The organism is Paenibacillus sp. 32O-W (genome assembly GCF_007679495.1).
GTDB classification, from domain to species: domain Bacteria; phylum Bacillota; class Bacilli; order Paenibacillales; family NBRC-103111; genus Paenibacillus_L; species Paenibacillus_L residui.
The window spans coordinates 34,113-59,292 of record NZ_VEGP01000018.1; the positions used below are offsets into that span (position 1 = coordinate 34,113).

General features: G+C 49.4%; 16 protein-coding genes. All 16 read right to left on the minus strand.

The features are described from left to right. Positions 1-329: 329 nt before the first annotated feature. Positions 330-6,683 carry a glycoside hydrolase family 78 protein gene (locus FS806_RS09555; protein ID WP_144935069.1) on the minus strand — a complete coding sequence of 2,118 codons (6,354 nt, stop codon included), beginning with the start codon at positions 6,681-6,683 and terminating at the stop codon, positions 330-332. Between the two features lie 15 nt (positions 6,684-6,698). Beyond that, positions 6,699-7,862 (minus strand): S-layer homology domain-containing protein, encoded by a 1,164-nt coding sequence (locus FS806_RS09560; RefSeq protein ID WP_144935072.1) that lies wholly within the window; start codon positions 7,860-7,862, stop codon positions 6,699-6,701. A 499-nt stretch (positions 7,863-8,361) separates the two neighbouring features. Further along, positions 8,362-8,847 carry a hypothetical protein gene (locus tag FS806_RS09565; RefSeq protein WP_144935075.1) on the minus strand — a complete coding sequence of 162 codons (486 nt, stop codon included), beginning with the start codon at positions 8,845-8,847 and terminating at the stop codon, positions 8,362-8,364. Positions 8,848-9,279: 432 nt separating this feature from the next. After that, entirely contained in the window at positions 9,280-9,774 is a 495-nt protein-coding gene (locus FS806_RS09570) for a DUF4358 domain-containing protein (protein WP_144935078.1), read from the minus strand. Then, the gene (locus tag FS806_RS09575; RefSeq protein ID WP_144935080.1) at positions 9,771-10,901 is read right to left on the minus strand and encodes a DHHW family protein; all 1,131 of its coding nucleotides are present in this window, start codon (positions 10,899-10,901) and stop codon (positions 9,771-9,773) included. The genes FS806_RS09570 and FS806_RS09575 overlap by 4 nt, the downstream gene beginning before the upstream one ends. A gap of 32 nt (positions 10,902-10,933) precedes the next feature. Then, positions 10,934-12,340, minus strand: coding sequence for an MBOAT family O-acyltransferase (locus FS806_RS09580; RefSeq protein ID WP_144935083.1), 1,407 nt, complete (start codon positions 12,338-12,340; stop codon positions 10,934-10,936). Between the two features lie 36 nt (positions 12,341-12,376). Then, the gene (locus FS806_RS09585; protein WP_144935174.1) at positions 12,377-13,051 is read right to left on the minus strand and encodes a GDSL-type esterase/lipase family protein; all 675 of its coding nucleotides are present in this window, start codon (positions 13,049-13,051) and stop codon (positions 12,377-12,379) included. 37 nt (positions 13,052-13,088) lie between these two features. Beyond that, positions 13,089-13,757 carry an N-acetylmuramoyl-L-alanine amidase family protein gene (locus FS806_RS09590; protein WP_144935086.1) on the minus strand — a complete coding sequence of 223 codons (669 nt, stop codon included), beginning with the start codon at positions 13,755-13,757 and terminating at the stop codon, positions 13,089-13,091. 564 nt (positions 13,758-14,321) lie between these two features. Then, a complete protein-coding gene (locus FS806_RS09595; protein ID WP_144935089.1) occupies positions 14,322-14,612 on the minus strand; it encodes a hypothetical protein in 291 nt (96 codons plus the stop codon). A gap of 390 nt (positions 14,613-15,002) precedes the next feature. Beyond that, positions 15,003-16,820, minus strand: coding sequence for a sensor histidine kinase (locus FS806_RS09600; protein ID WP_144935093.1), 1,818 nt, complete (start codon positions 16,818-16,820; stop codon positions 15,003-15,005). Further along, positions 16,817-17,494 carry a response regulator transcription factor gene (locus tag FS806_RS09605; protein ID WP_144935096.1) on the minus strand — a complete coding sequence of 226 codons (678 nt, stop codon included), beginning with the start codon at positions 17,492-17,494 and terminating at the stop codon, positions 16,817-16,819. The genes FS806_RS09600 and FS806_RS09605 overlap by 4 nt, the downstream gene beginning before the upstream one ends. A 264-nt stretch (positions 17,495-17,758) precedes the next feature. Next, on the minus strand, positions 17,759-18,709 hold the full coding sequence (locus FS806_RS09610) for a vWA domain-containing protein (RefSeq protein WP_260982041.1): 951 nt from the start codon (positions 18,707-18,709) through the stop codon (positions 17,759-17,761). 79 nt (positions 18,710-18,788) lie between these two features. After that, entirely contained in the window at positions 18,789-19,895 is a 1,107-nt protein-coding gene (locus tag FS806_RS09615) for an AAA family ATPase (RefSeq protein ID WP_144935099.1), read from the minus strand. A 24-nt stretch (positions 19,896-19,919) separates the two neighbouring features. Then, positions 19,920-20,399 carry a DUF6530 family protein gene (locus tag FS806_RS09620; protein WP_144935102.1) on the minus strand — a complete coding sequence of 160 codons (480 nt, stop codon included), beginning with the start codon at positions 20,397-20,399 and terminating at the stop codon, positions 19,920-19,922. A 488-nt stretch (positions 20,400-20,887) separates the two neighbouring features. Beyond that, positions 20,888-24,022, minus strand: a complete 3,135-nt coding sequence (locus tag FS806_RS09625) for an efflux RND transporter permease subunit (protein ID WP_144935104.1) — start codon at positions 24,020-24,022, stop codon at positions 20,888-20,890. Then, complete coding sequence (locus FS806_RS09630) at positions 24,019-25,140, minus strand: efflux RND transporter periplasmic adaptor subunit (protein ID WP_186328299.1); 1,122 nt, start codon at positions 25,138-25,140, stop codon at positions 24,019-24,021. Before FS806_RS09630 ends, FS806_RS09625 begins: the two co-directional genes overlap by 4 nt. Positions 25,141-25,180 lie beyond the last annotated feature (40 nt).

Here is a 25,180-nt window from a genome sequence, read left to right on the forward strand (position 1 = left end):
GAAATTCGGCAAAACTGTCTGAAATCAGGCGACGCTCGCCTGCGTCATGGTCAAGCACCCTCTTGCTTCCTGACTATGCATTTTTAGATGCCTATTATTCTATCAAATCCTTTTTCGTTCTTCCAAAGAAATATCTTGCAATCCCGCGGGCAAACCTTACAATTACCCTCCCCTTCCAGCACAGCAGCGGCGCCTCTTGCGGCGCGCGCTGCTCTGGTTATGGGCCGGATGGCCGTACGAGCGATCGACGACCGCCGTCATGCAGTGTAATATCCCGCATTGGGTGCTGCGCATCCTTACCTCCAAGCTCTTTTGCAAATCTTTCCTGCTCACTGAATGCGGTGAACCCCGATATAGTCATAAATCGATCCAATAATTCGGATGGGAACCTCCTCCTCCTTCACCACTCCATTGTCATATATAATCTTAAATCGGATGTGATGAAACCCCTTGGGAAGCCCTCCCTCCAAGGAACCGAGCCGCTCGTCATACAGCTCGCCATGGAAGAGCACGCCGCTTTCATCGGGTTCCAGACGGGCCGTAATGGAGATGGGGCTGCCGTCTCTGCCGTTGGCCTGCAAGGAAGCAGACGCTTCACGAACCGGAGCCGGCGAGCTTTCCGTCTGCACGACGAACACTTCCCCCGAGTAAAAATCTTTAGGCGGAACGGTCGTATTATGCTCCTTCTCCTCATGCCTGACCAGCCATTCAGGAGTATGATGAACCTCGGAGCGGATCGTCAGCTCCTGAACCTGGATCGTCTTGGTAATGGAATCCGAGGCCAGACCGTCGGATACGGTCAGCTTCACAACCACCCGCCCGGGCTGCAGCCAACGCTGGTTAAAGCGGGGGGTATCGAAGGTGCTTCGCTTCCCGTCAGGCCCTTCCACCTGCCATAGATAGGTCAGTGTATCGCCATCGGGATCGGTTGCCAAGGAAAACACTTCGGCCGGATCTCCTTCCCACACCGGTTTGGGCGACCAATCGAAATCCGCAACCGGCGGGCGGTTAATCATCATCCAGGCGACGGGAGACCAAGGCGACCAGATATGTCCATCATGAACACGAACATGCACCTGAAGCTTTTGCCTTGGCGGCAAATCCCTATCTACTGTCCATGAAGCTGATGTATTGGACGTATTTTGGCTCTTCTCGCCTGTATCCAGAATTACTTTCCCGGCTTCGTCCATAATCTGTAGCTGGTACGCTTTAAACACGGTTCCCGGATCCGGATCTGTCTGCTTCCATTGTAGTGTCGGCCGCAGCGTATCCATCATCGTCGGTTTTTCCTTCGTTCCGTTCGGCACCGTCATCTCTGCAGCAGGAGGACGATTCGTGATCATCCAGCCGACGTTGGACCATGGAGAATAGTCTTGGCCATCCGTGACTCTCACCTGCACCTCATACTTCTGCCCCTGCTCCAGAGGAACATCGAGCGTCCACTGATTAGAAGTAGCTGTCGTACTCTGAACTAATCCGGTCCTTTTGAGGAAAATTCGTCCCCATTCATCTTTAATTTGAACGTCAAACAGTTCAAAGACCGTGCCGGGATCCGGATCGCTTTGGTTCCATTTAATCGTTGGTGTCAACGTAGACACATAGGTCGGGTTTGCCTTGCTTCCGTTCGGATAGGTCAAGGTCACGCTGGGAGGACGGTTGGCCGCGACAGGCTGCTTTACAACGATATCCTGCTCGTACCAGTCGCTCCATGCCCGGTATTCATCCGCTACGGCCAACCCAAGGGTATAGACTCCTTCTTCCGTTGGCCTTTGCAGCTTTCCTTGGATAGTTTGGCCGCTAGGTGTGACGTAATAGTATTTCTTCTGGTAAATCCCGTTATTGCCTGCATAAGCCGCCTGACAGTTTCCGAAGCTGTAGCAGCGGTCCGGATCATAGCTGCGCTCATTCCAAACCACCAGGTTGTTATTGTTGATGCTGGCCGTGAAATTCGCTATCGGCCTCCGATGGACAATAAGCGTTTTGATATCAAAATCCGAGTACTTCCGGTATTGGCCGAACACGTTGCTCGGATAACGATAATTGGGATGCGGATCGTCCATTTCCCGATACGAAATCCGGTACATTCCCACCTTATCGAAAACCGGAACCGGCGTCTTCCTCACGGAATTATGAAACGCGGACAATCCACTCTTGCCATCCCCGATATTCAAGAACATTGTTGTATTAATATGTTCTGTCTTCCATTCCGTTTTGTCCGGAATTTTCGGGTCATTTTCAAAATCGCTGTAGGTCGTATCATAAGTCACTTGCGTATCGACAATGGCATAACCATTGACTTCGCTTTCGGATCCGGCAGGCATCATCCGGGAGGAAATCCCCTTAAAAGCAACCGTATCATGGACGGAATATGGTCCGAATGTGCCTCGGGTGAATGTGCTATCCGTGACTTCAATGACCGGAACCCCGTTTTCATACACCTTCAGACTGCTGCCGCGCATATCGACTTTGTAGCCGGTCCAAGTATTGTCCGGAATGAAATGAGTGACTTCCCGCAGCACCTGTTTCCTTCCATTGACGATTTTGATTAACTTTATCTTAGAGCTGGTCACTTCCACACGGTACATATTTTTATGGTCCTGTATCCGGAAGCTCATGCCGGTAGGTAGATAACCTTTTTCTTGATACGCGACCTTCTGGCTCCAAGCAATCGTGCCATTCGTCATCGGCGCCATTTGCGTGTGGATTAGCTGCCCATTGGTATGCCATTCGTTATGATCCGGCGGCTGCTCTCCTTCGTAGTTGTAAGTAAAGATTTTACTGTCATCAGCAAAGTAGATTTCTCCACCGATCAATTGAGCATACCCGTCTTCGTACCTTCCAGACCTAAATGGCAGCTCCCCTAAGGACCTTTTGGACTTGTTGTCGGCAAGCTCAAACGTATATCCCATCAGCTCGTCATCATAAGGGTCTCGGATTTCTTTCCGGAGAATACCGATACCGTTTACGGAGTTTCGATACAACCCAGGTGTATAAGGGATTCTTCGATCCCCTTTCAGCACATTTCCGGAAACTGCGTCGTAATACCAGTACTCCTTATTCCAAGAAGGGCCTACAGCTAGGTTTATATAACGACTGTCAGACTCGAACTCAATTTTTACCCAGTCATGATAATCCCCCATAAAAGTGTGAACAATTTCAGGTTTTCCGGTATTCCCATCCCAGCGAACCAAATAATCCGCATACTTGTTCGTAGACTGTAAATACTCCTCTATAATCTGATACTTGTTCCCTTTAAAATCCATACGGGACAGATCAGATGCTTTCAAATACTTCGGTCCGTAGTCAGGGTGATTGTCATAACCTTCCATCTCTCGGCTCTTCGCAGGGATCCCCGTGTAACTTTCCACTTTGTAAGGAGTTGTTAAATTGTCGTAACGGTAAGAATAAACTTTTCGATTGGTAAGGTCGATTTCTTTAATATCCGTATTGAATTTGACGAGCCGGGTATTTTTCCTGGGGTCAGACCCATCGGAGAAAGTTAAAGCCCGTCCGCTCACCGTATACTTCCAATCGTACCATCTGATGTCTTGCGTGGATGCATCTAAAGGTGTCGTATAGCCTCGTGCCAAATCGGAAATCTTATGAAGTTGATAAAAACGCCAATATAAATTTTCTCCGGTGGAAAGGTTCAGAAGCTGTTCGTAGTAAAACATCAGCTCTCCCAAATCTTCCCTGACATATAAGGCTACTCCCTCATTTTCGAAAAGCAATTCCGGTTTACTGCCGTTAGTGTCTACCAGATAGTATCGATAAGTTCTACCCGAACTTATATTACGGCCGATATACTTACCTCCACCCAAGGGATATTCCAAGCTAAAAGTATTTCCTGCCGGTTTTCGGAGGTCTTTGGACCCGGTTACTTTATTCGGTGAAACAGGCAGCGTTTCATAAGGATAATCAGGATAACGATCATAAATCGTATTTGGCGTGTTCCGTATCATAGGGACTGTAACCAAGGTTCCGTCAGGAGCTGCCGACCAATATTTCAGAAGGTTATTTTGGTCTAAAGAAGTATTCACCCATTTATTCGTCATAAAATCGCTTGCCGGATAAACGGTGGATTCAATTGGCTCCGGTTCCGTCGAAATGCCAACCGGCGTAAAACTGACCTCGGGTGCCTGGTTCACGATTTCAAAGGAAAAGTACCCGGTCGCATGTTTACCCCAATCTTCCTCGGCATACACCTTCAGACAATATTTCCCTACTTTATCTGCGGTGTAATTCACTACCCCACCGCCAGAGCCTATTTTCCGGAAGTCCGCTTCGTTACACTTGCCGTCATTGTTGGAATCATAGGCCACATACAGATCATTGACAACGATAGCGTCGCCATCCGGACTATATGTTTCGTTCTTAATCGGCAGCGGTGTATTCCGGAGTCCGATAGAGTTATAGGCCAGCTTGGGAACCGGCGGCAAATCTTCCTTCACCACAAGCTTATGAATGGCTTTATTTTCGGGTAAAGAACGCAATCCGGTATTGTCTTCCACTTCCAAGGTGATCGTTTCAATTCCCGGCTTCGGGTACACATCCCGTCTATTTTCCCAAAAGTGCTTGGATATGGTTCGCCCGGGAACATACGTAAAACTGTTCTCCCCATGGATCGGTGGCTTCACGGGACGTCCCTCCACCACGGAATCAGGTGCAGTTATGATGGGGATCGGGTTAGGCTCGACCACCGTAATCATCGCCTTACTGGTTGAAGAGGCTCCTTGGGGATCCGTTGCGGTCGCCATGATTTCATGCGTTCCCAGCTCTGTAGCTTTTAGATTGTTGAACTCCGTATTTCCGGGCCAGAGCCGGTAATAATCCGGCAATCCGCGAATCCATGAACTCTTACTATCTTCGAAGTGGAAATAGTATTCGATTGGGTCCCCGTCCGGATCATAAGGCTCGGGTGGATGGGTTGTCGGATTTTGGATAACCCGCAGGTTCACATAGGAATCCTTGACGACAATGGTGGCTGAAGGAATAAAACCATAATAATCCCCTTGCTGAAACCAACCGATACTGAACACAGGCGGCCGGTTATCCGGATTCGTTTCAATCTCCAACGGCTTCGGCCCGATCCAGTCGGAATTTCCGCAGGTCGTTTGTATCTGCATGTACACTTGAACCGTACCTACCTGAAGATTGTAAGGATAATTTTGCTTGAAGTCCTGGGTTTTCGAGAATACTTTAGGGGTGTCTCCTACACTCCATCCATTCTGGTAGTACCGGAATCGATGGCTGACATATTCACAGCCGGTTCCCTTCACCACAATATTTTTCGGTTTGAGTGTAAAGGAATCTCGGAACTGAATTTTGCCCGGAATAATATCGAAATCGCCGGTAATCTCTTTTTCTTCAATCGGATTGTCGTCACAATGCCGGCTGGCCGCATACAGTTTCTTGATCTCATTATTAGACTTCGTTTCTTCGACGATGCGGTTATCCGGATCGAGCTTGATGACAAATTCAGTGGACCGTTCATTCGTAAACTTGTACGTGAACTGCTCCTTAATCGTCTGATTGGATCCCATCTTCGAATAATTAAAAGTCTTATGGAGCTGGCCGGCGACCCACACTTCGACCGTAAATGGCGTATCGATGGCTTTTCCGCGATTGCTAAACGAGAATTCAAACGGCGTATCTACGTTCAAACCGATACAGTCCACCAAGGTTTTGAAGTCAAGGCTGCCTAAGTCGGGTTTGGCCAGATCATAAATGATTTCAATTTTCCCTTTGTAGAAATAGGAAGTCCCTTCCCACTCCGTATTTACGGCCATAAGGTAATTTCTCAGTTCCTGTTTTCCATCACGATAGTCTACAAGATAGTCATATCCTTCTTGTAACGTACTATCAAGCATCAAACGAATCTTTACCGCCCCATAACCCGGAATATGCGATTTCCCCCAGTAAAAGGGCTCTGCTGTTGGGTGTTTTTCTGACGGTCTTGCCTTCTTAATTTCAATGGAACTAGGCTCTATTTTTTCTTTTGTTATCATGAACGATTTTTTGTTATCTTTTTGAGAGTAAAATTCATCTGGAGGATCGGATTCCACTGAAAACGTAACCGCTGCGCCGACCATGTTATAGTTGGGTGCATAATCAGGGAGTCCATCATCCGTATAGTTGTACTGATATCTTAAGTTCGTTGGATATTTGTCGATCGGTTTCCCGTTGTCCTGCCAAACTCCAGTCGGAGGTATGATTCCGGGGTATTGAGAAACGCCGTTTTTAATGGTACTTTGATCCGGCTGGAATAAAATTGCCCGTTCGATTCCATGCCCCCACTGGATGCCATTCGGGTCCCGATAAATTTTATGGCCGGGGTTATTATCCCGATCCCCATAGAAGGTTTTTGCTACTCCTTTGGCATTAAAAGTAAGAACATCACCATTCCGGTTGACCTGAGAAGTGATTTCTACCTCTTTTCCGGTTCCGTCATCCATCCATACCTTAAAGCCTTTAATCGGAAGATCGCTCTTCAAATTCAGTTTCATCTCTCGCTCTTTAAACGGGAGATAGTATGCTTCTTCTGTGCCGACGATACTCCCTCGTTCAAAATCGATAAACATCGTTTCGGCATAGGTCGTTGAGGGACGATACAGGAAGGTCGTGACAAGAACAGTGATGAGCAGTAAGACGGAAAGTCCAACAACCGTTCTTTTCTTGTTCAAGAGAATTTGGTCCCCCTACTCTATTTTACTCGTTAATACAAATCCGCTCGTTCCCTTAGTGTAAAGACGCATGTGTAAATAATTATGACTCGATATGATGCCTTCCGATAATTCTTTATCTCTACTGAAACTGAGTGTTCCGTCCGTCGTGCCTGTCTGATCAAGGCTTACAGTTAATAAATTATCTTCCGAACGCACCACATGAAAATCATCCAAATCTATTAGAAACAATAATCCTTCGTTTCTATTTTCTCTAGCGACTTCATTAATAATGTCAAAATGAAATGTGAATACATAGTCGTCTGCAATCAGTTCACGATTAAGTTTACTTAAACCTTTATATTTCTCATAGAGAGGGCTGGTCGGATCGGTCATATCGGTGACAATAATTTCTTTTATCTTCATACGCAGACCGTTTCCAATCGGGATTTCATAAGGCAAGGGGACTGTAGCGGTTTGCAGCAGCGTCCTTGTATTGGCTCCATACAAGGCAATTTCGGCCGCACTTGCCGCATGTTTATCCACTTCGTTCGTCCCTCCTGCCAGGGCGTTTAGCACCCGTTGGATAATGGTGACGGCCTGAGCCCTTGTTGTGACGCCATCCAAGGCTAACTCTCCCGGGGCGACTCCGGTAATGAGTCCAGCCTTCGTGCTTTCGAAAATTAATTCAGCGTCCTTGACCTCACTATTCCCCCTATAGCTGTTCTCAACCGCCCGAATGGCCAACTTGGCCATCTCCAGCCGGGAAATGGGCTGGCCCAAATCTTCGGTGATATCTCCTTCGGTAACGATTCCAGACGTTTGAGCCGAAAGCATATAGGGAGCATACCATGGATTTCCGGAGTCGCTTTGATCAACTTTCTCCTTCATGGAGCTGATCAGCATTTTCACAAACTCCGCCCGCGTAACCTCCTTTTCCGGCCTAAACGTCCCATCCTCATAGCCGTCCACATAACCGGCTTCTATCGCTTGCTGAATCGACTGCTCCCCCCAGTGGCCTTTGATATCCGACAAAGATACTTGAACGGACGTCTTAGCCTTTACAGTGTCTGTCCTCTCTTCCTTCGGCTCCTCTTTGCCTGCGGCAAGCAAGGACGAGTGATTCGTGCACCCCGTCATCATTAATGCTGCGGCTACGCCAACGGTAATGAATTTGTTTTTGAATGGAATTGTTTTCATGGTTTAAACCTCCAAATATTATTGTTGAATGCTATAATACGGCCTAAAATAGGCTTCCAATAGAACCGCATAAAGGGCAGCCTGAGGCCTATTAGGCTTTTATACCTATACTTGTTTCTGCAAATAACTAGTTCATTCCTCCTAATTTTACAAAATTAACTAGTTAACCCGTCGAAGGAAATCCTCTATCAAAGAATTAGGCGGCCAAAAAAAACAACAAACCGCCCCTATGCTCGCATTCGAGAATAAGGGCGGTTCTTCCGCACGATCTATTGGGTTTGTCTCTACTATAAGCGATATTCCAATCTATGGCAAGACCTACTTTGACTTCACGTATCAAGTATTCCTTGCCAGATATACGCCCAATCCCCGGCTGGTTCCAGTAATTAATATGCTTTCCATTGCATCCCCATAATGTCGGCTCTAATTTTTAATTATAGTCCGCCATTAACCAATTATAATCGTTGCTTCTGCTATAATCAGTCTTTCTGACTAGTACCTATTCAACGGTGAACTCATAGAACTCGCTGGTTAGTGTTTGTTCATAAATTTCCTGGTTATGCTCGATCCGGAACTCTACATTTGTCCTGACTTTGTACCGCCCGGGTTTATCTATGACGAATGTATAATATTCTTCGCTTCTTTGTTCTTCTCCGTTGTTTTGCAGAACCTCATTCGGTTTTAGTTGCGTCAGATAGCCTATAGCGTTTTGAATAAGCAAGCCAGTGTTCCGGGTAACACGATTTCCCTCCATATCCACAATCTCATAGGTAAACATTCCGGCTCCGTGAGAGATCTCCCAAGAATGTTTCGAGTTGTTTTTCAGGTAACCGGTTATTATAAATGGCTCATTCGCTCGGATACCCTGTAGTTCCTCAATCCCCACCTCAAACATACTTGCATCGGGTTTAACGCTATTGGAACAGCCTATCAGTATGCTCATGAACATGAACGCAACTACTACTGCATTCGCAACCGCCTTCATAGCTTATCCTCCTGCTTTGCAATGATTTCCGAACAGTAATTCATTGCTCCTTGTTCTTCATGAAAAAACCGATCCCTACTAAAATGAATCCAAACACCCCTATGAAAAGCTCGCTTCCATAGAATTTAATTCCAGGCTCACCTTGTATGTATATACAAACTAGCATTAATTCTAATCCAAGTAACATGAATTAAATCGATCTTGTGTTCATCGTTATCAATCTAAGGTGAACGATTTCACCCTCAACATTGTTGCCCAAGGATACGAATAACCTCTGGAGGAAAAGCGTTTGATCTGAGACGCCATTCAAACCGATTAACCCGAAGCAAGCAGTTCGCAGTTCAAGACAACTACGAATAGGCCTGCCCCGGGCCAACGTCTACTATATATTTACAATTTTAACACAGATTCCGGCCGTTTACCGTTCCAAATTTAAAACGCGCCGTCAAAGGCACGTTCCATCAGATCAGCCTCGCGGGAGACCGCAAAAAGAATAAAAGGACCTCTCGTTTTCAAGACATGCTTTTCGATAAGATAGTATTCGTCCGGCCGATAGTCTTTGAATTTTACCGTTTGCGCTTCGATTCTTTGCCTTATTTTCTCTTTGACGCTTTCCACTTGATTCTCATCCTTTACTTTAATAACGGCCAGTTCGTCCGCCTTCACATTGGATGAGGCCGTATAAAGAATATAATCCTCCACCTCCGCGGCATCGATATGGTACAGCTTTTGCAGCTTGCTGTCGTCCCCCTGCTTCATATCATCAAAATTCACCGCCTGCCGGATTCGTTCCCCTACTTCAGCGGCCGATAGAGCTTCGGCGGTGCCGTTCTCCTTGCCGGAACATCCGGCCATAACGCCGACAGCCACAGCGAACGCCAGGATAGCGGCTAAAATTTTCCCAATCTCTTTCTTATCTCTTCTCATTCGATCCCCTCCGATAGCTTCTTAATAGATGGGTCTTCCAAAAAGGTTTGGATATTATAGAGCAGCAGCATGTCATGGATACCTTGTTCCTGCACGAGCTTCACCAAGTCTTCCTCGTAATACCGCAGGTCTGCGACGTATATCTCACTGAAGTGCTCCGTTAAGAAAGGAATCAGGCTGTTGGCGTACGAATCTTTGACCACCAGCAGCTTCTTTTCCCCCGGATGGCCCGTTGTTATATGGATAAGCGCGTGATTGCCGTTAAGAAACACCGTATACTTATCCTTCTTGTTGAGATTTTCCATCTCGTACAAGGAGTCCGACGTTTGTTGTTCTTCGACATACTCGACAGTGTAGCTCTGATCCTCCTTCGGCACATAAAGCTCGATGCTGTCCGGCTGCAGACGTCTGAACCCGCTCTTCGAATAGAGCGAACCGTAGAATTCATTCGTAACCTGGCGGATATGGAAATCTTCCTCCTCCTGCGGAATGATCCCCATTTGCCTGCAAAGCTCCCGATAGGCGTAATAGGCGCCCCGGGTCGTCCAATGATGGTCCGTTTTGTAGAAAACTGGATTCTCCCGCTCGGCATATAACGCAGGATAGACGTCAACAAATCGAATATCGCTATGGAGCGATTGCCGGACTTGGTCCAAATACTTCGGTTCATCGCCGGCCGGAGCATAAGCCGGGAGTTTATCCTTAAGCAGGGTGACCGCCGTGGGCACAAGCATCACATACTTCTGAAGGCCGGGCGTGACGCTGTCCAACGAATGAATGGCTGCTACCTTGTCTTCCAAATCTCCGGCCGTCAGCGCAGTGAATTTTTGAATGAGATATCCGTCAGCGCCCAAGTAAACTCCGTTGCTCTCCTTCTTCCCCATGAGCCGATCCGCATCGGATTTCACGCCGATCCATACATCCCTGAAAGCAAACTGGTCGGATACATACTTTTCGTAATTGGAAGCAAACCTTCCGGATACGAGAGCTTGCAGCGAAAAATGTGGAAGCCGCTCCAGCACCCGATTTTCCGATTCCGAGAAGGCTCTGTCGGGCGTCAGAAGATGAAGAGCGGCAATCATACCAATAAACAGCAGCAGCAGGGTGGCCATTAGATTTCTGTACATTTTGTCATACCTGTTCAGAGCCGCGGCCTCCTTCAAAATCGAAAGTATAAGAAAGGATTGTAGGTTTCATTGACCAAATAAGCCGTAGATAGAAACATAAATAGGAAATAAATAACCGGGACAGCGATTGCACCCGCCATGTTTCCTTTTTCTCTAAGGGAAGATAACACTCTCCGGGGAAGCGGCGTCGCGCATAACGCCAGCACGGTCAACAGGATGAAATTGGCCGACAGATCATAAAGGGCTTGATGATCCGCAAATCCGTGCACCCCGTATCCGAGCATCGTTCCGATGAACTGCCAAGCGGATGCCGGATTGTCGAATTCGAAGAATACCCATCCGATGATGACGATCAGAAGCGTGTAGACGTGTCCCATAAAGCCGGGGCAGCGCTGCAGCCATTTCAGCAGAAACAGCTTCTCGACCGTCACGAAGAAACCGAAGTACAAGCCCCATATAATAAAATTCCAGCTCGCCCCATGCCATAGACCGGTTAAAAACCATACCGCCAACAGATTGCGAAGCTGTTTGGGAAGACCTGATCGATTGCCGCCGAGCGGGATATAGACGTACTCCCGGAACCAGGAGCCCAACGAAATATGCCACCTGCGCCAAAACTCCGTAATGCTTTTGGAGATATAGGGATAATTGAAGTTTTCCATAAAATCGAACCCGAACATTTTACCCAGCCCCCGCGCCATATCCGAATACCCGCTAAAATCGAAATAGATCTGCAGGGTAAAAGCGATGATGCCAAGCCAGGCGGAAAGAACGCTCAGCTCTCCCATCGGCGTCGCCTTCACGCTCGCCCACAGCAATCCGATATTGTTGGCCAGCAGCACTTTCTTGGCCAGTCCCCGGATGAACCATTCCGCCCCTTCGCCGAACCGGTCCAGCGTCATCGTACGAGAAGCCAACTGCTCAGCGATATCGCCGTATTTAACGATTGGGCCCGCAACGAGCTGCGGAAACATCGTCACGTAAGCGCCGAAGGAGATCATATTTCTCTGCACGGGCACTTTGTTCCGGTATACATCCACCACATAGGACATCGTTTGGAACGTATAGAAGGATATGCCGATCGGCAGCGGAAGCTCCGCCGCCTGGAGCTGGAGATGGAATAGCTGATTGAGATTGTCTACTACAAACCCGGCATATTTGAAAAAACCGAGAATGCCCAAACTGCCGGCGATAGAGCCGATGAGAACCGCTTTGGCCACCGGCTGACGATGTCTATATCTTTCGATTAGCAGCCCGTTCGCATAGTCAAACAGGGTCGAGAAAATCATGATCAAGATATACAGCGGCTCGCCCCATGCATAGAAGATCAGGCTTGCAACTAGCAAGACGGCATTTCTCAGCTTCTTTGGCGATAAGTAGTAAACAAGAATGGTTACCGGCAGAAAGAGGAACAGAAAAATCAGGCTGCTAAAGACCAATTGCCGTCACCTCCGGTTACAGACCCGTTCGGCATATTACTTCACTTGATCCTTCAGCAAATCCAGCATCAACGGATAGAACTCGGCTTTAAAATGAATGCCGTCCGCATCGTACAGGTTGGGATGGTCTGCAATGATGGGTGCCAAATCGACAAATCCGGCTCGTTCCTTGGCGGCCAGTTCCTTCAACCCCTGATTGTAATCCGCGATATTGCGATAACGGGGCTCCTCTTTCTCCGCTTCCTCTGTTACCGGAGTAACCGATAGAATCGTTATGGCGGCGTCCGGCAGCTTTTCCTTGATCGTGTCGACCAATTGGGCGTAGTGCATCAGAGAGTATTCCTTCGGATTGTCGGTAGGCCACAGGATATCGTCCGATCCCAATTGAATAAAGATATGTTTCGGCCGGCGCTTAACCAAATCGTCGATATCTTCGAGCGCGAACTGGGCGGTTTTCCCGGCACCAGCAAGTACATTCGCCTCATCCAGCACATCGTGGAACGACAGCCCTTCCGTAATCGAATCCCCCAGAAATACGCTCTTTTGAAACAGGGTTGCGTATGACGCTTGTTCTGAAGCTGCGGGGTTCGCCCCTTTTTGTTGAGTCACAGCCCCGGGCTTCTGCCCGCCTTCCGGGTTCCCGCACGCCGCCAACGAGATTGCGACGATTCCGATCAGCAGGGTGATCATTCTTTTTTTGGTCATATTCATGGTCATGTTCATGTTCATGTATGTTCCTCTCCCGTTCTTAGTTTATTTTTAAATATTCCTTCATCCCGTCCAGAATGGAGGCGGCAATCCGATATTGAAAATCGTCCGTAAACATCTGAGCCTCGTCCTGCGGATTCGTGACATAACCGACTTCCAGCAGCACCGCCGGCATCTTCGTATCTTTCACAACGAAAAAGTCCTCTTTCTTCACCCCGCGGTCGCGAAATCCGGTCGCCCCAGCCACATGCTTGTGTATGATTTTAGCCAGCTTAAGCGATTCTTTGCGGTAATAATAAGTTTCCGTACCCGAAACATCGGGATCGGTATACGTGTTGCCATGAATGGATATAAATAAGTCCGCACCGATCTGATTGGCAAATTCGGGTCTAGCCCGATCTATGGAAGAAAGAAATCGGTCATCGGTTCGGGTCAAATAGACCTCGATTCGCGGTTCTTGCTGCGCCAGTTCCTTCACCTTCTGTGATAGCTGCAGCGTAAAATCCTTCTCGTCTTTGCCGCTGACGCCGGTAGCTCCCCGGTCCTTGCCCCCGTGTCCCGGGTCAATGACCACTTTATATACCGGGGCATCGTCGATATTCGCAGCCCCGCTCTCGCTCGCGCGGATTTCGCCGTCATAAAGCTTGTACACGGCAAAAATAAGAATGGCGGCCGCAAGCCATTTTAAGTACGGTCTCCTTCGCTTCATCGGTCTCCCCCCTTCCGTTAACCTTACATGCGATGAACTTGCTCCCGAAATTCAGGCGGATAGTTGGGCGTCCGTAAGACTTCTGCACCGCGGTCTCGCTCAAGACAGCTTTTACGGTCACGTGCCTTCCTCGCAAAATAGAATAATAGAGAGAGATAAAGATAAGATGCAGAAGATATAAAAGTAATTTAAAGAATACTAGAAGAAACGGCTGTCGCCGCCCTTGTCCAAGGACATACTATTTCTTGATGTAGGTAGATTGAAGCAATTACTCCATCGGCGGCTAGCGAGTACTCTAGGGGGATTTAGAAGAGGCCATGCAGCGATTTCAAGCTGTAAGAAATACTAAAAAGGCCGCCCCCAATAGTCGTTGCCTATTTTCAGCCCCGCTCAGCGCCGATTTTTTGCAATAAAAAGGACCTCACCATCCACCTTTACAGTGGAATGCGAGGTCGTTCTTTCGTACATATCGGGAGGTACTCGTTTTATACGATATTCTTCGGGACAGCTCCAATTCCCCCCCGGATAGTGTAAAAGACGGTCGTGGAGGATAGTATGGTTATTTTAGAAAAAGGGCTGCCACGTACCTGATTCTAAAGCGATACTGCAGGTCTTTTGGGGAAAAGGTGCCGGCATGCCTGATTCTAAAGCAATAATGCAGGTCTTTTCCGGGAAATGGTGCGACATGCCTGATTCTAAAGCAATAATGCAGGTCTTTTCCGGGAAATGGTGCGACATGCCCGATTCTAAAGCAATAATGCAGGTCTTTTTCGGGAAATGGTGCGACACGCCCGATTCTAAAGCAATAATGCAGGTCTTTCGAGGGATTTTTGCGAAATCGGCCCATTTTGCCAAAAAGACCTGCACATTTGATCGTCTTTCGCACTATTTGTGAAAAACGGCCGAATTTTAATGTATTTTTGCTTGTCTTTGCGTCGAACGTGCAGGAGCAGAGGGGCCGAATTTCTCCTTTGACGTCCTTGATGTCCCTGACTCCCTTGTTCATGGCGGAATAATGTATTTTTGCTCGTCCTTGCGTCGAACTTGCAGGAGCAGAGGGGCCGAACTTCTCCTTTGACGTCCTTGATGTCCCTGACTCCCTTGCCCATGGCGGAGCATTTCGTGCAGGCCGTTACTCAGTCGTTTGGAGCATTACGCACCACGTGCGAGACTCCCAGCGCGCGGTGTTTGGCGTTGCATGACGGGATCAACCACAGGCTACTTTGGAGAGTGGAGACAGCCCGCCTACACTTTTTTATTCAGATCGAAATAAAACATTACGCCTTCCGCTGTATTGGTGACGCCGTACCGCACCCCGTGCAGCTCCAAAATCTTCCTGGAAATCGCCAATCCGAGTCCGGTTCCTCCGGCCTTCCGATGGCGGGAACTATCGCCGCGATAGAAACGGTCCCATATCTTCTCCAGCTGCTCCGCCGGAATATGGGTTCCTTTATTTTCGATACTCACCCGGACGGTCTCCTGCTCTTCGACGGCCGAAAGGATGATCGATTCTTGTTCCGGCGTATAGCGGATAGCATTGGTGAGGAAATTGACCAGCACCTGCTCGATCCGATGCTGATTGCCTACAACCTCGACCGGGGCGAGACGGGTATACAGATGCAATGACTTGCTCTCCAAGTCCGAAGAGAATTTCGCACAAACCCGCTCTATAAGTGTATCGATATGGAACGAATCCATCTTCATCTTGTATGTGCCTGATTCGTATTTCGCCAGCTCCAACATATCCCCGATGAGCAGATCCATTCTCCTCACTTCATCTTCCATCGCCGCAAAATAATGATCCCGCTTATGGCTGGCAACCCCGTCCTTAAGAATGGACAGGCAGCTTTGAATGACGCTTAACGGAGTTTTTAATTCATGCGACACTCCGGATATAAACTCTTTTCGCGTATTTTCCAGCTGCTTCTCTTTCTCAATGTCCTGCCCCAGCCGGGTTATATGGGAATGCAGCCGTTCGGACAGCTCGTTAATATTGCGGGACAAGTCCCCGATCTCATCCTTGGTCGTTACCGGAATTTTCTCGGTGAAGTCTAGCCCGGCCATTCTCTGCGCCGTACGGTTGATACGCAGCAGCGGACGGGCAATCCGGCGGGAATAATAGAAGGAGGCGAGCAGTACGAGCAGAAGTGTGGCGATGACGATGTATACATAGTAATCCTGTATCACATCCGCGGCTTCACTCACCGGCTGCAGCGACACCATCGCGAACAGGTAGGCGGGATTCCCGTTCCGGTCATCGATGTGCTCCACGAACAATTTGTAATTCACCTGGTTTTCTTCAAAATCTATGATCTGGCTCTCATTCGTACCGCCATCATAATCTCCAAACAGAAGATCCGCTTGAAAGCTTTTGACCCGGTCCAGAAATAGATGGTTCGTATAGCGTGACACCTCCGTCCCTTCCGGAGTCCGGACTTTTATGATCGTTCCTTTGACAAAAAACGACGGATACAGATCACGATATCGGTTCAGATCCTCAAACCTGGTGACGACCTCATATTCCTTGTTTACCATCTGCTGATTTTCCAGACGGCCTTCCTCCCTCAGACGGCCTGGTTCCCTTGCCATCCGCTGCGGAACCGGCTGATGGTTCATCAGCAAGCCTTCTATAGCGATCCGCTCTCCCTCTTGAATCCATGTAGTGAGGAACGGATTGTCCTGACTGAAATCCTCCACATTCATGACGCTGTAAAGCGGGATGGTCATCGTTTGGCCGGAAAGGCCATCGTCAGAAAGCTCCACCCGAACCTCCATATAAAAATCGCCGAAATAATTAAGATTTCCCATGGCGTCCAATGTCGTGACCCAGGTGTTATGTCTTTGATAAAAGTCCTGCTCCAGCTTGGCTACGGCCTGCGGGTCCCCTGCACTATTGAAGTAGTCCTGTTTGTAAGCTTGAAGGGCCGCCTGCACCTTCTCTACCTTCTGATGCACATAAAATTGCTTGAAGAATACGGTCTGCCCGACAAAAAGAATCGCGAGAATGAACAGGCATAATGCGGTCGTTAATAGAAAAAGCTTGAGTACGATGCCTCTTCTCATGGCTGATCCTCGAATTTATATCCCGAACGGACGACGGTGACGATGCATCGGGCATGCTCCCCCAGCTTGGAGCGCAAATTGCGGATATGACTGTTGACTGTACGATCGTCGCCAACGAAATCATATCCCCACACTTTAGTAATTAACTGCTCCCTGGTAATGATCATCCCCTTGTTCTTCATAAGGCAGGCCAGGATTTCAAATTCCGTATGCGTCAAGCTGCAGTTCGTCCCGTCCAATGTAACGGTGCGAGAAGGAAAATGAATCGTAATCCCGCGGCCGGATAAAGTATCGCTCTCCTGCGCGTCAACCCGCCGGTTCTCAAGAAGCCGTTTGGCCCGTGCCAGCAAAATGGGAGGGCTGTACGGTTTGGTGACGTAATCGTCCGCACCCAGCTCGAAGCCGAGCAGCGTATCGTCCTCGTCCGAGCGGGCCGTCAGCATAATAATCGGAACGTCCGACGACTTCCGAATGCGCCGGCATACCGCCCACCCGTCCAATTCCGGGAGCATGATGTCCAATATGATTAAGTCCACTTCATGCTCCTGAAATAACGCCAGCGCCTGTTTTCCGTCCTCCGCTTCCAGCACTTCATAGCCATCCTCGAGCAAATAATCCTTCACGATTTCCCGCAGAATAGGTTCGTCTTCTACGATCAGTATTGTTTTAGACATAAGTTATGACCTCTCAAAACGTTTGTCGAAGCAGGCTCCTGCATTCGCCTTGCATGTGCCCTTGGCCAGGACACCTTGTCCCGTTGTCAATGCTTATTATTTCCTGCTATTGCGTTCAAATTCTGCCCGCCAACACCGCTGTATTAAGGGATTGTACACCGGCCTCTGACCCTTCAGGCTTCCGGAAAATTACAAATACCGGGCGATGATCCGAACCAATTTCGCAGGAAACTGTTGTAAATCTGTAATATCCAAAAACCTCTCCTACCCATAGATTTGGCTTATGACATCCTTATCCTGGCCGATGGCAGCGGCGAGGAAGGCAATTCCTTTCCGTTCATATTCGGCTATCGTCTGCTGCATGTCCAATGCCGCATAATTTCCGGTATAATCCTCCATCGCCTTGGGCTGCCCGTCACTTATGCTGATCAACAGCTTGGTCCGCTGCGGTGCGGCCGCTAACCGCTCCGCAATGATTCGGAGAGCCATGCCATCCCGATTATTGCTTCTCGCGCGAATCCCCATCAGCCTGAATCGGTCATCGGCATCGACCTGATCCAAATCGGTATAGGCATATACGGACATTTGCTCCAGCTTGGAAATATCGGCCGTATCGCCGTATATCAATATAGGAATATGGCAAATCCGGCAAAATTCATATACCGCAAGTACGGCGCGTTTGGCAGCCTCCAATCTTCCGAAAGCCGACATCGACGCGGATTCGTCCACTCGCAGAGCAACTGCAAGGGAGGGGGACTCCGTTGGAGGAAGCTTCTTCGCAAAATATCTGAAATCACGATAAGCGGTACGGTCCGCTTGAAATTTGCCGCCATAATAGTGATTCCCCGCAAATTCCAAAGAGACCTCATGCTCCAACAGCGGCATTACCTTACGCGCCGTTTCCCGCACGACAGGCATAAGCTCTTTGCTCAGACGGAAGTATTCCTGCTGAAGATCCCTATCGAATTCCGGACGATGTACAATGAGCCGGATTCCTTTATGAACAGAATCGGATATGGTCTTTCTTGCGTCTTGATTCAGCTTCTTTCGAAATTCCCGATTTTTACGCTTTGCATCGTCCGTCGACCTGTCATGATCGGTCTGATGATACACCGGAGGGCAGTCTTCTTCCAGCTCTGACCTCTCCGTAGAGGTCGGCTCATCCGACAGCGAAATTTCGGAGCTGCGATCGTCACTATCGGCGGCCTTTTTCAAAATAATTCCGTCTTCCGCCTGGCTGTCATGGTCAGCACCGTCATCGTCTGCTGTTCCTTCCGTCCTTATTTCTATTGCTTCAACATTTCGTTTTTTTTACTTCCAGCTCCACTTCCTCCAGGCTGGCCAACAAACCTTGGCTCGTCAGCGCTTCCTCCAACAGCCGGATTTCTTCGGAATCGGTAGTAATTTTGTAGATGACTTTATGATATAAGGATTCTCTTGCAGAAGCACCGGCAGCTACCGCATCCGCCCAATAAAAAAAGGAGCGCATACCCGCCACCCCTTTGATGGCGTTGGCCCGGGCCGTTTTGTCCAATACGATAATAATTTCCGCCAGAACGTCCAGCACCTCGCGATTGCGATAACCGGTTTTGGCAGCGGCACGCTCCATCATGACTTCTTTAGGCGGCAAATCCATCTTCTCCGTATGCTGAATCCTGTCGCGCAAAGCCTCGTTAAGCGGTCTGCAGCCCGCATAATTCCGGTTGGTGGTAATGACCGCTATGAAGTCCGGATGTCTGCGGATGATTTCCGTAGGCAGATTGATGCTGCCATCCAGCTCCAAGGCCGAGTTAAGCGCCATTAATACCGCGGCATCCCGAATGACGGTCGGTTCCTGTATTTCCAGAATGTATCCTTTCTGATAGGCCCTGACTATTTCCGAAGGGTAGAAACGATACTCCACGGCTTCTCCCTCCGTGTTCTCCGCAGCCAGCTTCAGCAATTTTTTCATTCTCAAGGCAGCCTGTTCCTGCGAAACCCCCAGCACATCCATCAATATTTCAGCCGCGCTTTGGAAACCGTCACTTTCATAGAGAGCTTTCAGCAGCTTCTGCTCCTCCGGCTCCATCTTCTCCAGGCTCTCCCGGGAAACAACCGGCAAAATGGCACCGATGACATCGGTTTTGTCCATGTCGGCAAAGCAGGTCACTTTTGTATACGGGAGGCCCAAGCGCGCCGATAAGGCTTTGGCAAGCTGCGTCTTGCCGGAACCGGCATCCCCCTCTAACAAAATGTTGGCAATCTTCATCTCTCCGCGGTTCCAGTTGCGTTTTATTTCTCTACAAATACGCAGTTCTTCCTCGCTTGCCTTATGAGACGGCGGCCTTCTCCAAATGAGCTCTTTCTCCGCATCGGTCAGTTGTCTGGCCGGGGACAATATAAATTGTTCTTCCATATTCATGGCTTTCTCCTTAAAATAGGTTGCTTAATACCCCATATCCTTCAAAATTCTCGATAAAGTGCGCAGCCGTTCCCCGATCATCTCATCGTCGTTACTCAGAGCCTGATTGAACAGCTTGATATCTTCGTTGATTTTCTCGTTGTCCGTGCAAACCGCTACCGTCATGGCATCACCCTGCAGGCCGACCCGGTCGATGACCGGATTCTCCGTATCGTACAAATGCTCATATCGGTAAGCTTCGCGAAAATGCGCGATCGTCCGGCAAATAAGAATGGATAGGTCAAGCACACGATGTAGCGGCATTTCCTCCGACTGTCTGGACCATTTCTCCCCCGTATATCTCCATACTTTGGCCGAAATATCGACGTTGCCCCTGTCATTCCACTGGGCCAATCCCAGGGACAGGCCCTTGGCATCCGTATTTCGGGCATACCGTCCGTCGATCTGCTCGTAATTTTCCGACACGACAACGGGTTTATGCTTTAGTGTAGTTGGTATTTTCATATGTGTACCTCTTTTCGTTTTAAATTATTTCGTTTCACCCAGTATAAGGATAACGAATATTTCATTTTACTGAATTACTGATTTACTAAATTACTGAATATTATATTTTTGAATTGAACCAAAGTCAACCGTCTCTAGCCAAAAATGGGCGCTGCTTTTATCGATGTGGTTTTTCCATAGTGACAAGCATAGCTGATCTTGATGCGAACGATGCGTTCTATATAATAAATCGAATAATCATACAATCGGCCGTATGTATGGCACGAAAGGTCCGCTTTTGTTATGAATAATCGTTCAAATGGACAGAACTAAAGCACTTCGCCCATTGTCCGCTTATATAAAGAAGCCCTTGCATCGCAAGGGCTTCTTCGCGTTATTCCCATTTGTTTTATGCTGCAGCTGCTTCTACAGGTCTGGCTGCTTCTTCTGCGACTGCCTCTACACAGGGCGGCCTTTCCGCAGGCTATCCGTAACCTGCTCATTCAAGCTTAACCGTTGATCCCGGTCGGGACAATGGTCGAATCCTTCTTCTTCCGGCGAAAGACTCGCTTGAACCAGCCGGCCATATCGTCAAACAAAGTATACATGACCGGGACCAGGAACAAAGTGAAGCAGGAGGATACCATCAATCCGAAGATGATGACAACCGCCAGCGGAGCCTGAGACTCGGCGCCTTCGCCTATTCCTAAAGCAAGCGGGACCATGGCGAGCACGGTGGTCAGCGTAGTCATCCAAATCGGACGAAGCCTTGTCGTACCCGCCTGCATAATAGCCTCGGTACGATCCACTCCCCGCCCGCGCAGCAGGTTGATGTAGTCAATGAGCACAATGGCATTGTTGACCACAATCCCCGCCAGCATAATGATTCCGATCAAGGCTGGGACGCTAAGCGGCTTGCCGGTTACGAACAGCCCCAGCATAACCCCTACGAACATGGTCGGCATGGCAAACATAATCACCAGCGGATGAAGCACCGACTCGAACTGGACGGCCATGACGATATATACAAGGAAGATGGAGAACACCAGTGCCATAGCCAAATCCTGGAACGACTCCATCATATCCTCCGCCTGGCCTCCCATGGAATAGGAGTAGCCTTCCGGAAAATTCATACTGCTTAGAGCGAGGTTAATGTCGGTAATGACTCCGCCAAGATCACGGCCAACGATATCGCTCGTCACATTAACCTGGCGCTCCTGATTCTGCCGCTGGATTTCCGAAGGTCCTTGGATCTGCTGCAAATCAGCCACTGCGGACAGCGGAATGAGCTGTCCGGTCGCCGTAGGCAGCATCATCATTTCCAGGTCGCTGATCGTCTTCCGTTCGCCTTCCGGCAGAAGAATTCGGACATCATACTCGTAGCCGTCTTCCCGATAGCGGGTAGCCACCCGGCCATTGAAGCCGGTCTCCGCCTCCTGAAGCACCTGCTGGTAGCTCAAGCCGTATTGAGCCGCCGCTTCGCGGTTGACGTGCACTTGGATTTCCGGACGCCCTGCAGAGATCGAGCTCTGGGCATTATGAATGCCGTCAATTTGGGAAATCGTCCAGACTACTTGGTCCGCCAGCTCGGAGAGAACGGCGTAATCCGGCCCGTTAATCTGAATCTGCACAGGGTTACCGGTTCCCAGTCCCGCCGATGCTTCGGTTACTACGATCTCGGCGCCGGGAATTGAAGCCGTCTTCTCCTGCAGTTCTACCATCATCTGACTGGTGGTCATGCTTCGTTCATTGGCGGGTATCAGTTGAATATTAAATGACGCGGTATTCGTCCCCGAGCCGCCGAAGCCGCCCCCGCTGCCTATCGATAAATAATTGGTTTCAATCAAATCCGCATAAGGCTTCAGCATTTCAGACACCTGGTCCGCTGCCTTCTCGGTTTCGTGCAGGTTCGATCCGGTATCGGTCTCAATATTGATCGTGATCTGTCCTTGATCCGAGGCAGGGAAGAACTCCATACCGATGAATGGAACTAGGGCCAGGCTGCCTACCAATATAACGATCGTCAGGGTAACGGTCGTTTTGCGATGAGAGATCGCCCATTTAAGCAACTTTTTATATACCTTTATTATTCCGCCAAACCAGGCAGTAAAGCGGCTGAACAATCCTTTTCCAACCTGCTTGCCGCCATTGCCGTTGCGAACTTCCTCATGCGTCTTGAGCTTGAGCATTTTCGAGGACAGCATCGGAACCAGAGTCAACGAAACGACCAGGGATGCGATCAGCGAGAAGGAAACGGTCAAGGCTAACGGAACAAACAGGTCCGAAGCGATTCCCTTAACGAAGACAATCGGCAGGAAAACTACCAGACTGGTAGTAGTGGATGCGATAACCGCCGATCCCAGCTCGGACGCTCCCTGCTTGGCCGCCTCGATTAACGTAGCACCGTTGCGGCGGTGCCTCGTAATATTTTCCAGAATAATAATCGAACAGTCGACCATCATCCCGATCCCGAGTGCCAATCCCCCCATGGACAATACATTGACCGTCTGTCCGGTGAAATACATCAATGAAAATGTGGAGATTACCGCAATCGGAATAGAGATCCCGATAACAAGCGTCGCCCGCAGGCTTCGCAGGAACAGCAGCAGGATGAAGACCGAGATGGCCCCTCCTAAAATCATGTTGTTAATAACCGAAGATATCGATTCTTTGATAAAAATCGAGGTATCCATGACGACGGACAATTTGGCCCGGTCGCCAAGCTCCTGATTGATCTTCACAATCGCCTTGTTCAATCCGTCCGCAACCTTGACGGTATTGGCATTGGAACGCTTCTGTACGGATAAGACAAGGGCTGATTCTCCATTGACCTTGGTCAACGAGTTTTGCTCCTTGTAAGTATCCTTCATCTCGGCTACATCCGATATCCGGATATATCCGCCTTGCGGAAGCATCAGCAAGGTGTTCGCAATATCGTCAAGGCTCGTATATTCTCCCTGGACCCTTATCTGCAGATCCTTATCCCCCTTGGCAATGACACCGGCCGACGCCGAGCGGTTCTCGCCGCTAAGCGCCTGAACAATCTGCCCGCTCGAGATTCCGTAACGTTTCATCTCCGCGCGGTTGAGCTCGAGTTGGATTTCCCGGGTCTTTCCTCCCTGCACCGACACGGAGCCCACCCCGTTCACCCGCTCCAGCATAGGAACGATCTGGTTCTCCGCGATATCCTGCAGCACCTCCGGCTTATCCCCGTTCAGGCCGATGGACATAACCGGAATTTGTTGAGGGTCGAAGCGCAGCACGGAGGGATCATTCGCATTGTCCGGCAAGAAGCTCTTCATCTGGTCGACCTTCTCCCGGACTTCGGCAACGGCCGTATCCAGATTGACGCCGGAATCGAACATCAGCACAACCAACGAGGAGTTAGGCTGGGAGGTCGACTGAATGGTGTTGACCCCCTGAACGGAGCTGACGGCGGATTCCACCGGCCGGCTGACCAAATTTTCCACTTCTTGCGGGCCTGCGCCCTGATAACTGGTTGCTACGACGACGATCGGCAAGTTGATGTTGGGAAACAGATCGACCGCCAAATTTTTAAGCGATACGAAGCCGAGCGCCAGGATGGCCAGAACGACCATGACGACACCGACGGGACGTTTGACCGATACGTCTACAAGCTTCAATTAACGTCCCCCTCCCCCATCACCTTCACTTTGCTGCCATCTGTCAAAGTAAACTGGCCTTTCGTTACGACTCGTTCCCCTGCGGTGATTTCTCCCTGTACCGCTGTTTCATTCGTTTGCGATTGAACTATCTGTACTTCCTGTTTGACCGCTTGGTCCCCACGGATAACATATACATAGGACTTTCCATTCTCCTCCAGAATGGAGGATGTAGGCAGGATGAGCACATTCTCGGCAAGGGTTTGCGGAACCAGAAGCTTGGTTGTCATTCCCGGCTTGATGCTGCCGTCCGCATTTCCTACCTTAACCTCTACAGTAAACAGCCCGGAATCCAGGGCTGCGGGAGACACATATTCCACCGTTCCGGTTACCGGCCCGCTATCCGAGTTTAACGCCAGTTCAACATTTTGCCCTTGCTGGAACAGCGGCAGCTGCTTCGGGCTGACGTTGGCCACTACCTTGATCGGATCCAGCGACACAATCACCATGAGAGGAGATTGTCCCACGAGCTCTCCAACTTCATTCTGAATGGACAGCACTTCACCGGAGATAGGCGAATAAATGACCGAGTCGGATAATCTTTGCTCCGCCTGCTTAATCCGCAGATTAGCCTGCTTTACTCCGATTTCCGCCTGTTCGACGGCCAATTGTGCCTGCCGCAAGTTTTCAGCCGCCTGCTCCTTCGCCACTTCGTCTCTCAGCGAATTTTTGGAAGCATCCAATCCTTGGCGCTCTCTCGACTTAGCGAGCTCAAGCTGGTTCAATGCATTGGCCAGCCCGGCTTTCTCCAGCTCCAGGGCCGTTACAAGATCACGATTATCCACAGTGGCCAGGGGGTCTCCCTGCTTGACGGCTTGTCCTTTGCTGACATGCAGCTCCGCCAGCGTCCCGGATACTTTAGGCACCACGGTAACTTGGCGAGATGCTTGCACTGTACCGGCTATTTCCAGATTAAGTGCCATATCCCCCTCGCGAACCGTCTCTACCTGGACAGGAGTCTGTTTCTCCTCTGCTTCCTGGCTCCCTCCAGTCGGATTCCCACTGCATCCCGCAGCGATCAGGACAAGAACAAGCAGCAGGACTATACTACTAGATCGGGTCCAATTTCTTCCGAGCATTCTCATTTCCCCTCTTCGCTAGTGTCTTTTTCTTTTCTAA

Excerpts from the sequence above, each read along its gene's own strand:
- FS806_RS09560 (WP_144935072.1), bottom strand. The coding sequence starts at position 7,862 with ATGAAAACAATTCCATTCAAAAACAAATTCATTACCGTTGGCGTAGCC.
- FS806_RS09565 (WP_144935075.1), bottom strand. The coding sequence starts at position 8,847 with ATGAAGGCGGTTGCGAATGCAGTAGTAGTTGCGTTCATGTTCATGAGC.
- FS806_RS09570 (WP_144935078.1), bottom strand. The coding sequence starts at position 9,774 with ATGAGAAGAGATAAGAAAGAGATTGGGAAAATTTTAGCCGCTATCCTG.
- FS806_RS09575 (WP_144935080.1), bottom strand. The coding sequence starts at position 10,901 with ATGTACAGAAATCTAATGGCCACCCTGCTGCTGCTGTTTATTGGTATG.
- FS806_RS09585 (WP_144935174.1), bottom strand. The coding sequence starts at position 13,051 with ATGAATATGACCAAAAAAAGAATGATCACCCTGCTGATCGGAATCGTC.
- FS806_RS09590 (WP_144935086.1), bottom strand. The coding sequence starts at position 13,757 with ATGAAGCGAAGGAGACCGTACTTAAAATGGCTTGCGGCCGCCATTCTT.
- FS806_RS09600 (WP_144935093.1), bottom strand. The coding sequence starts at position 16,820 with ATGAGAAGAGGCATCGTACTCAAGCTTTTTCTATTAACGACCGCATTA.
- FS806_RS09605 (WP_144935096.1), bottom strand. The coding sequence starts at position 17,494 with ATGTCTAAAACAATACTGATCGTAGAAGACGAACCTATTCTGCGGGAA.
- FS806_RS09615 (WP_144935099.1), bottom strand. The coding sequence starts at position 19,895 with ATGAATATGGAAGAACAATTTATATTGTCCCCGGCCAGACAACTGACC.
- FS806_RS09620 (WP_144935102.1), bottom strand. The coding sequence starts at position 20,399 with ATGAAAATACCAACTACACTAAAGCATAAACCCGTTGTCGTGTCGGAA.
- FS806_RS09630 (WP_186328299.1), bottom strand. The coding sequence starts at position 25,140 with ATGCTCGGAAGAAATTGGACCCGATCTAGTAGTATAGTCCTGCTGCTT.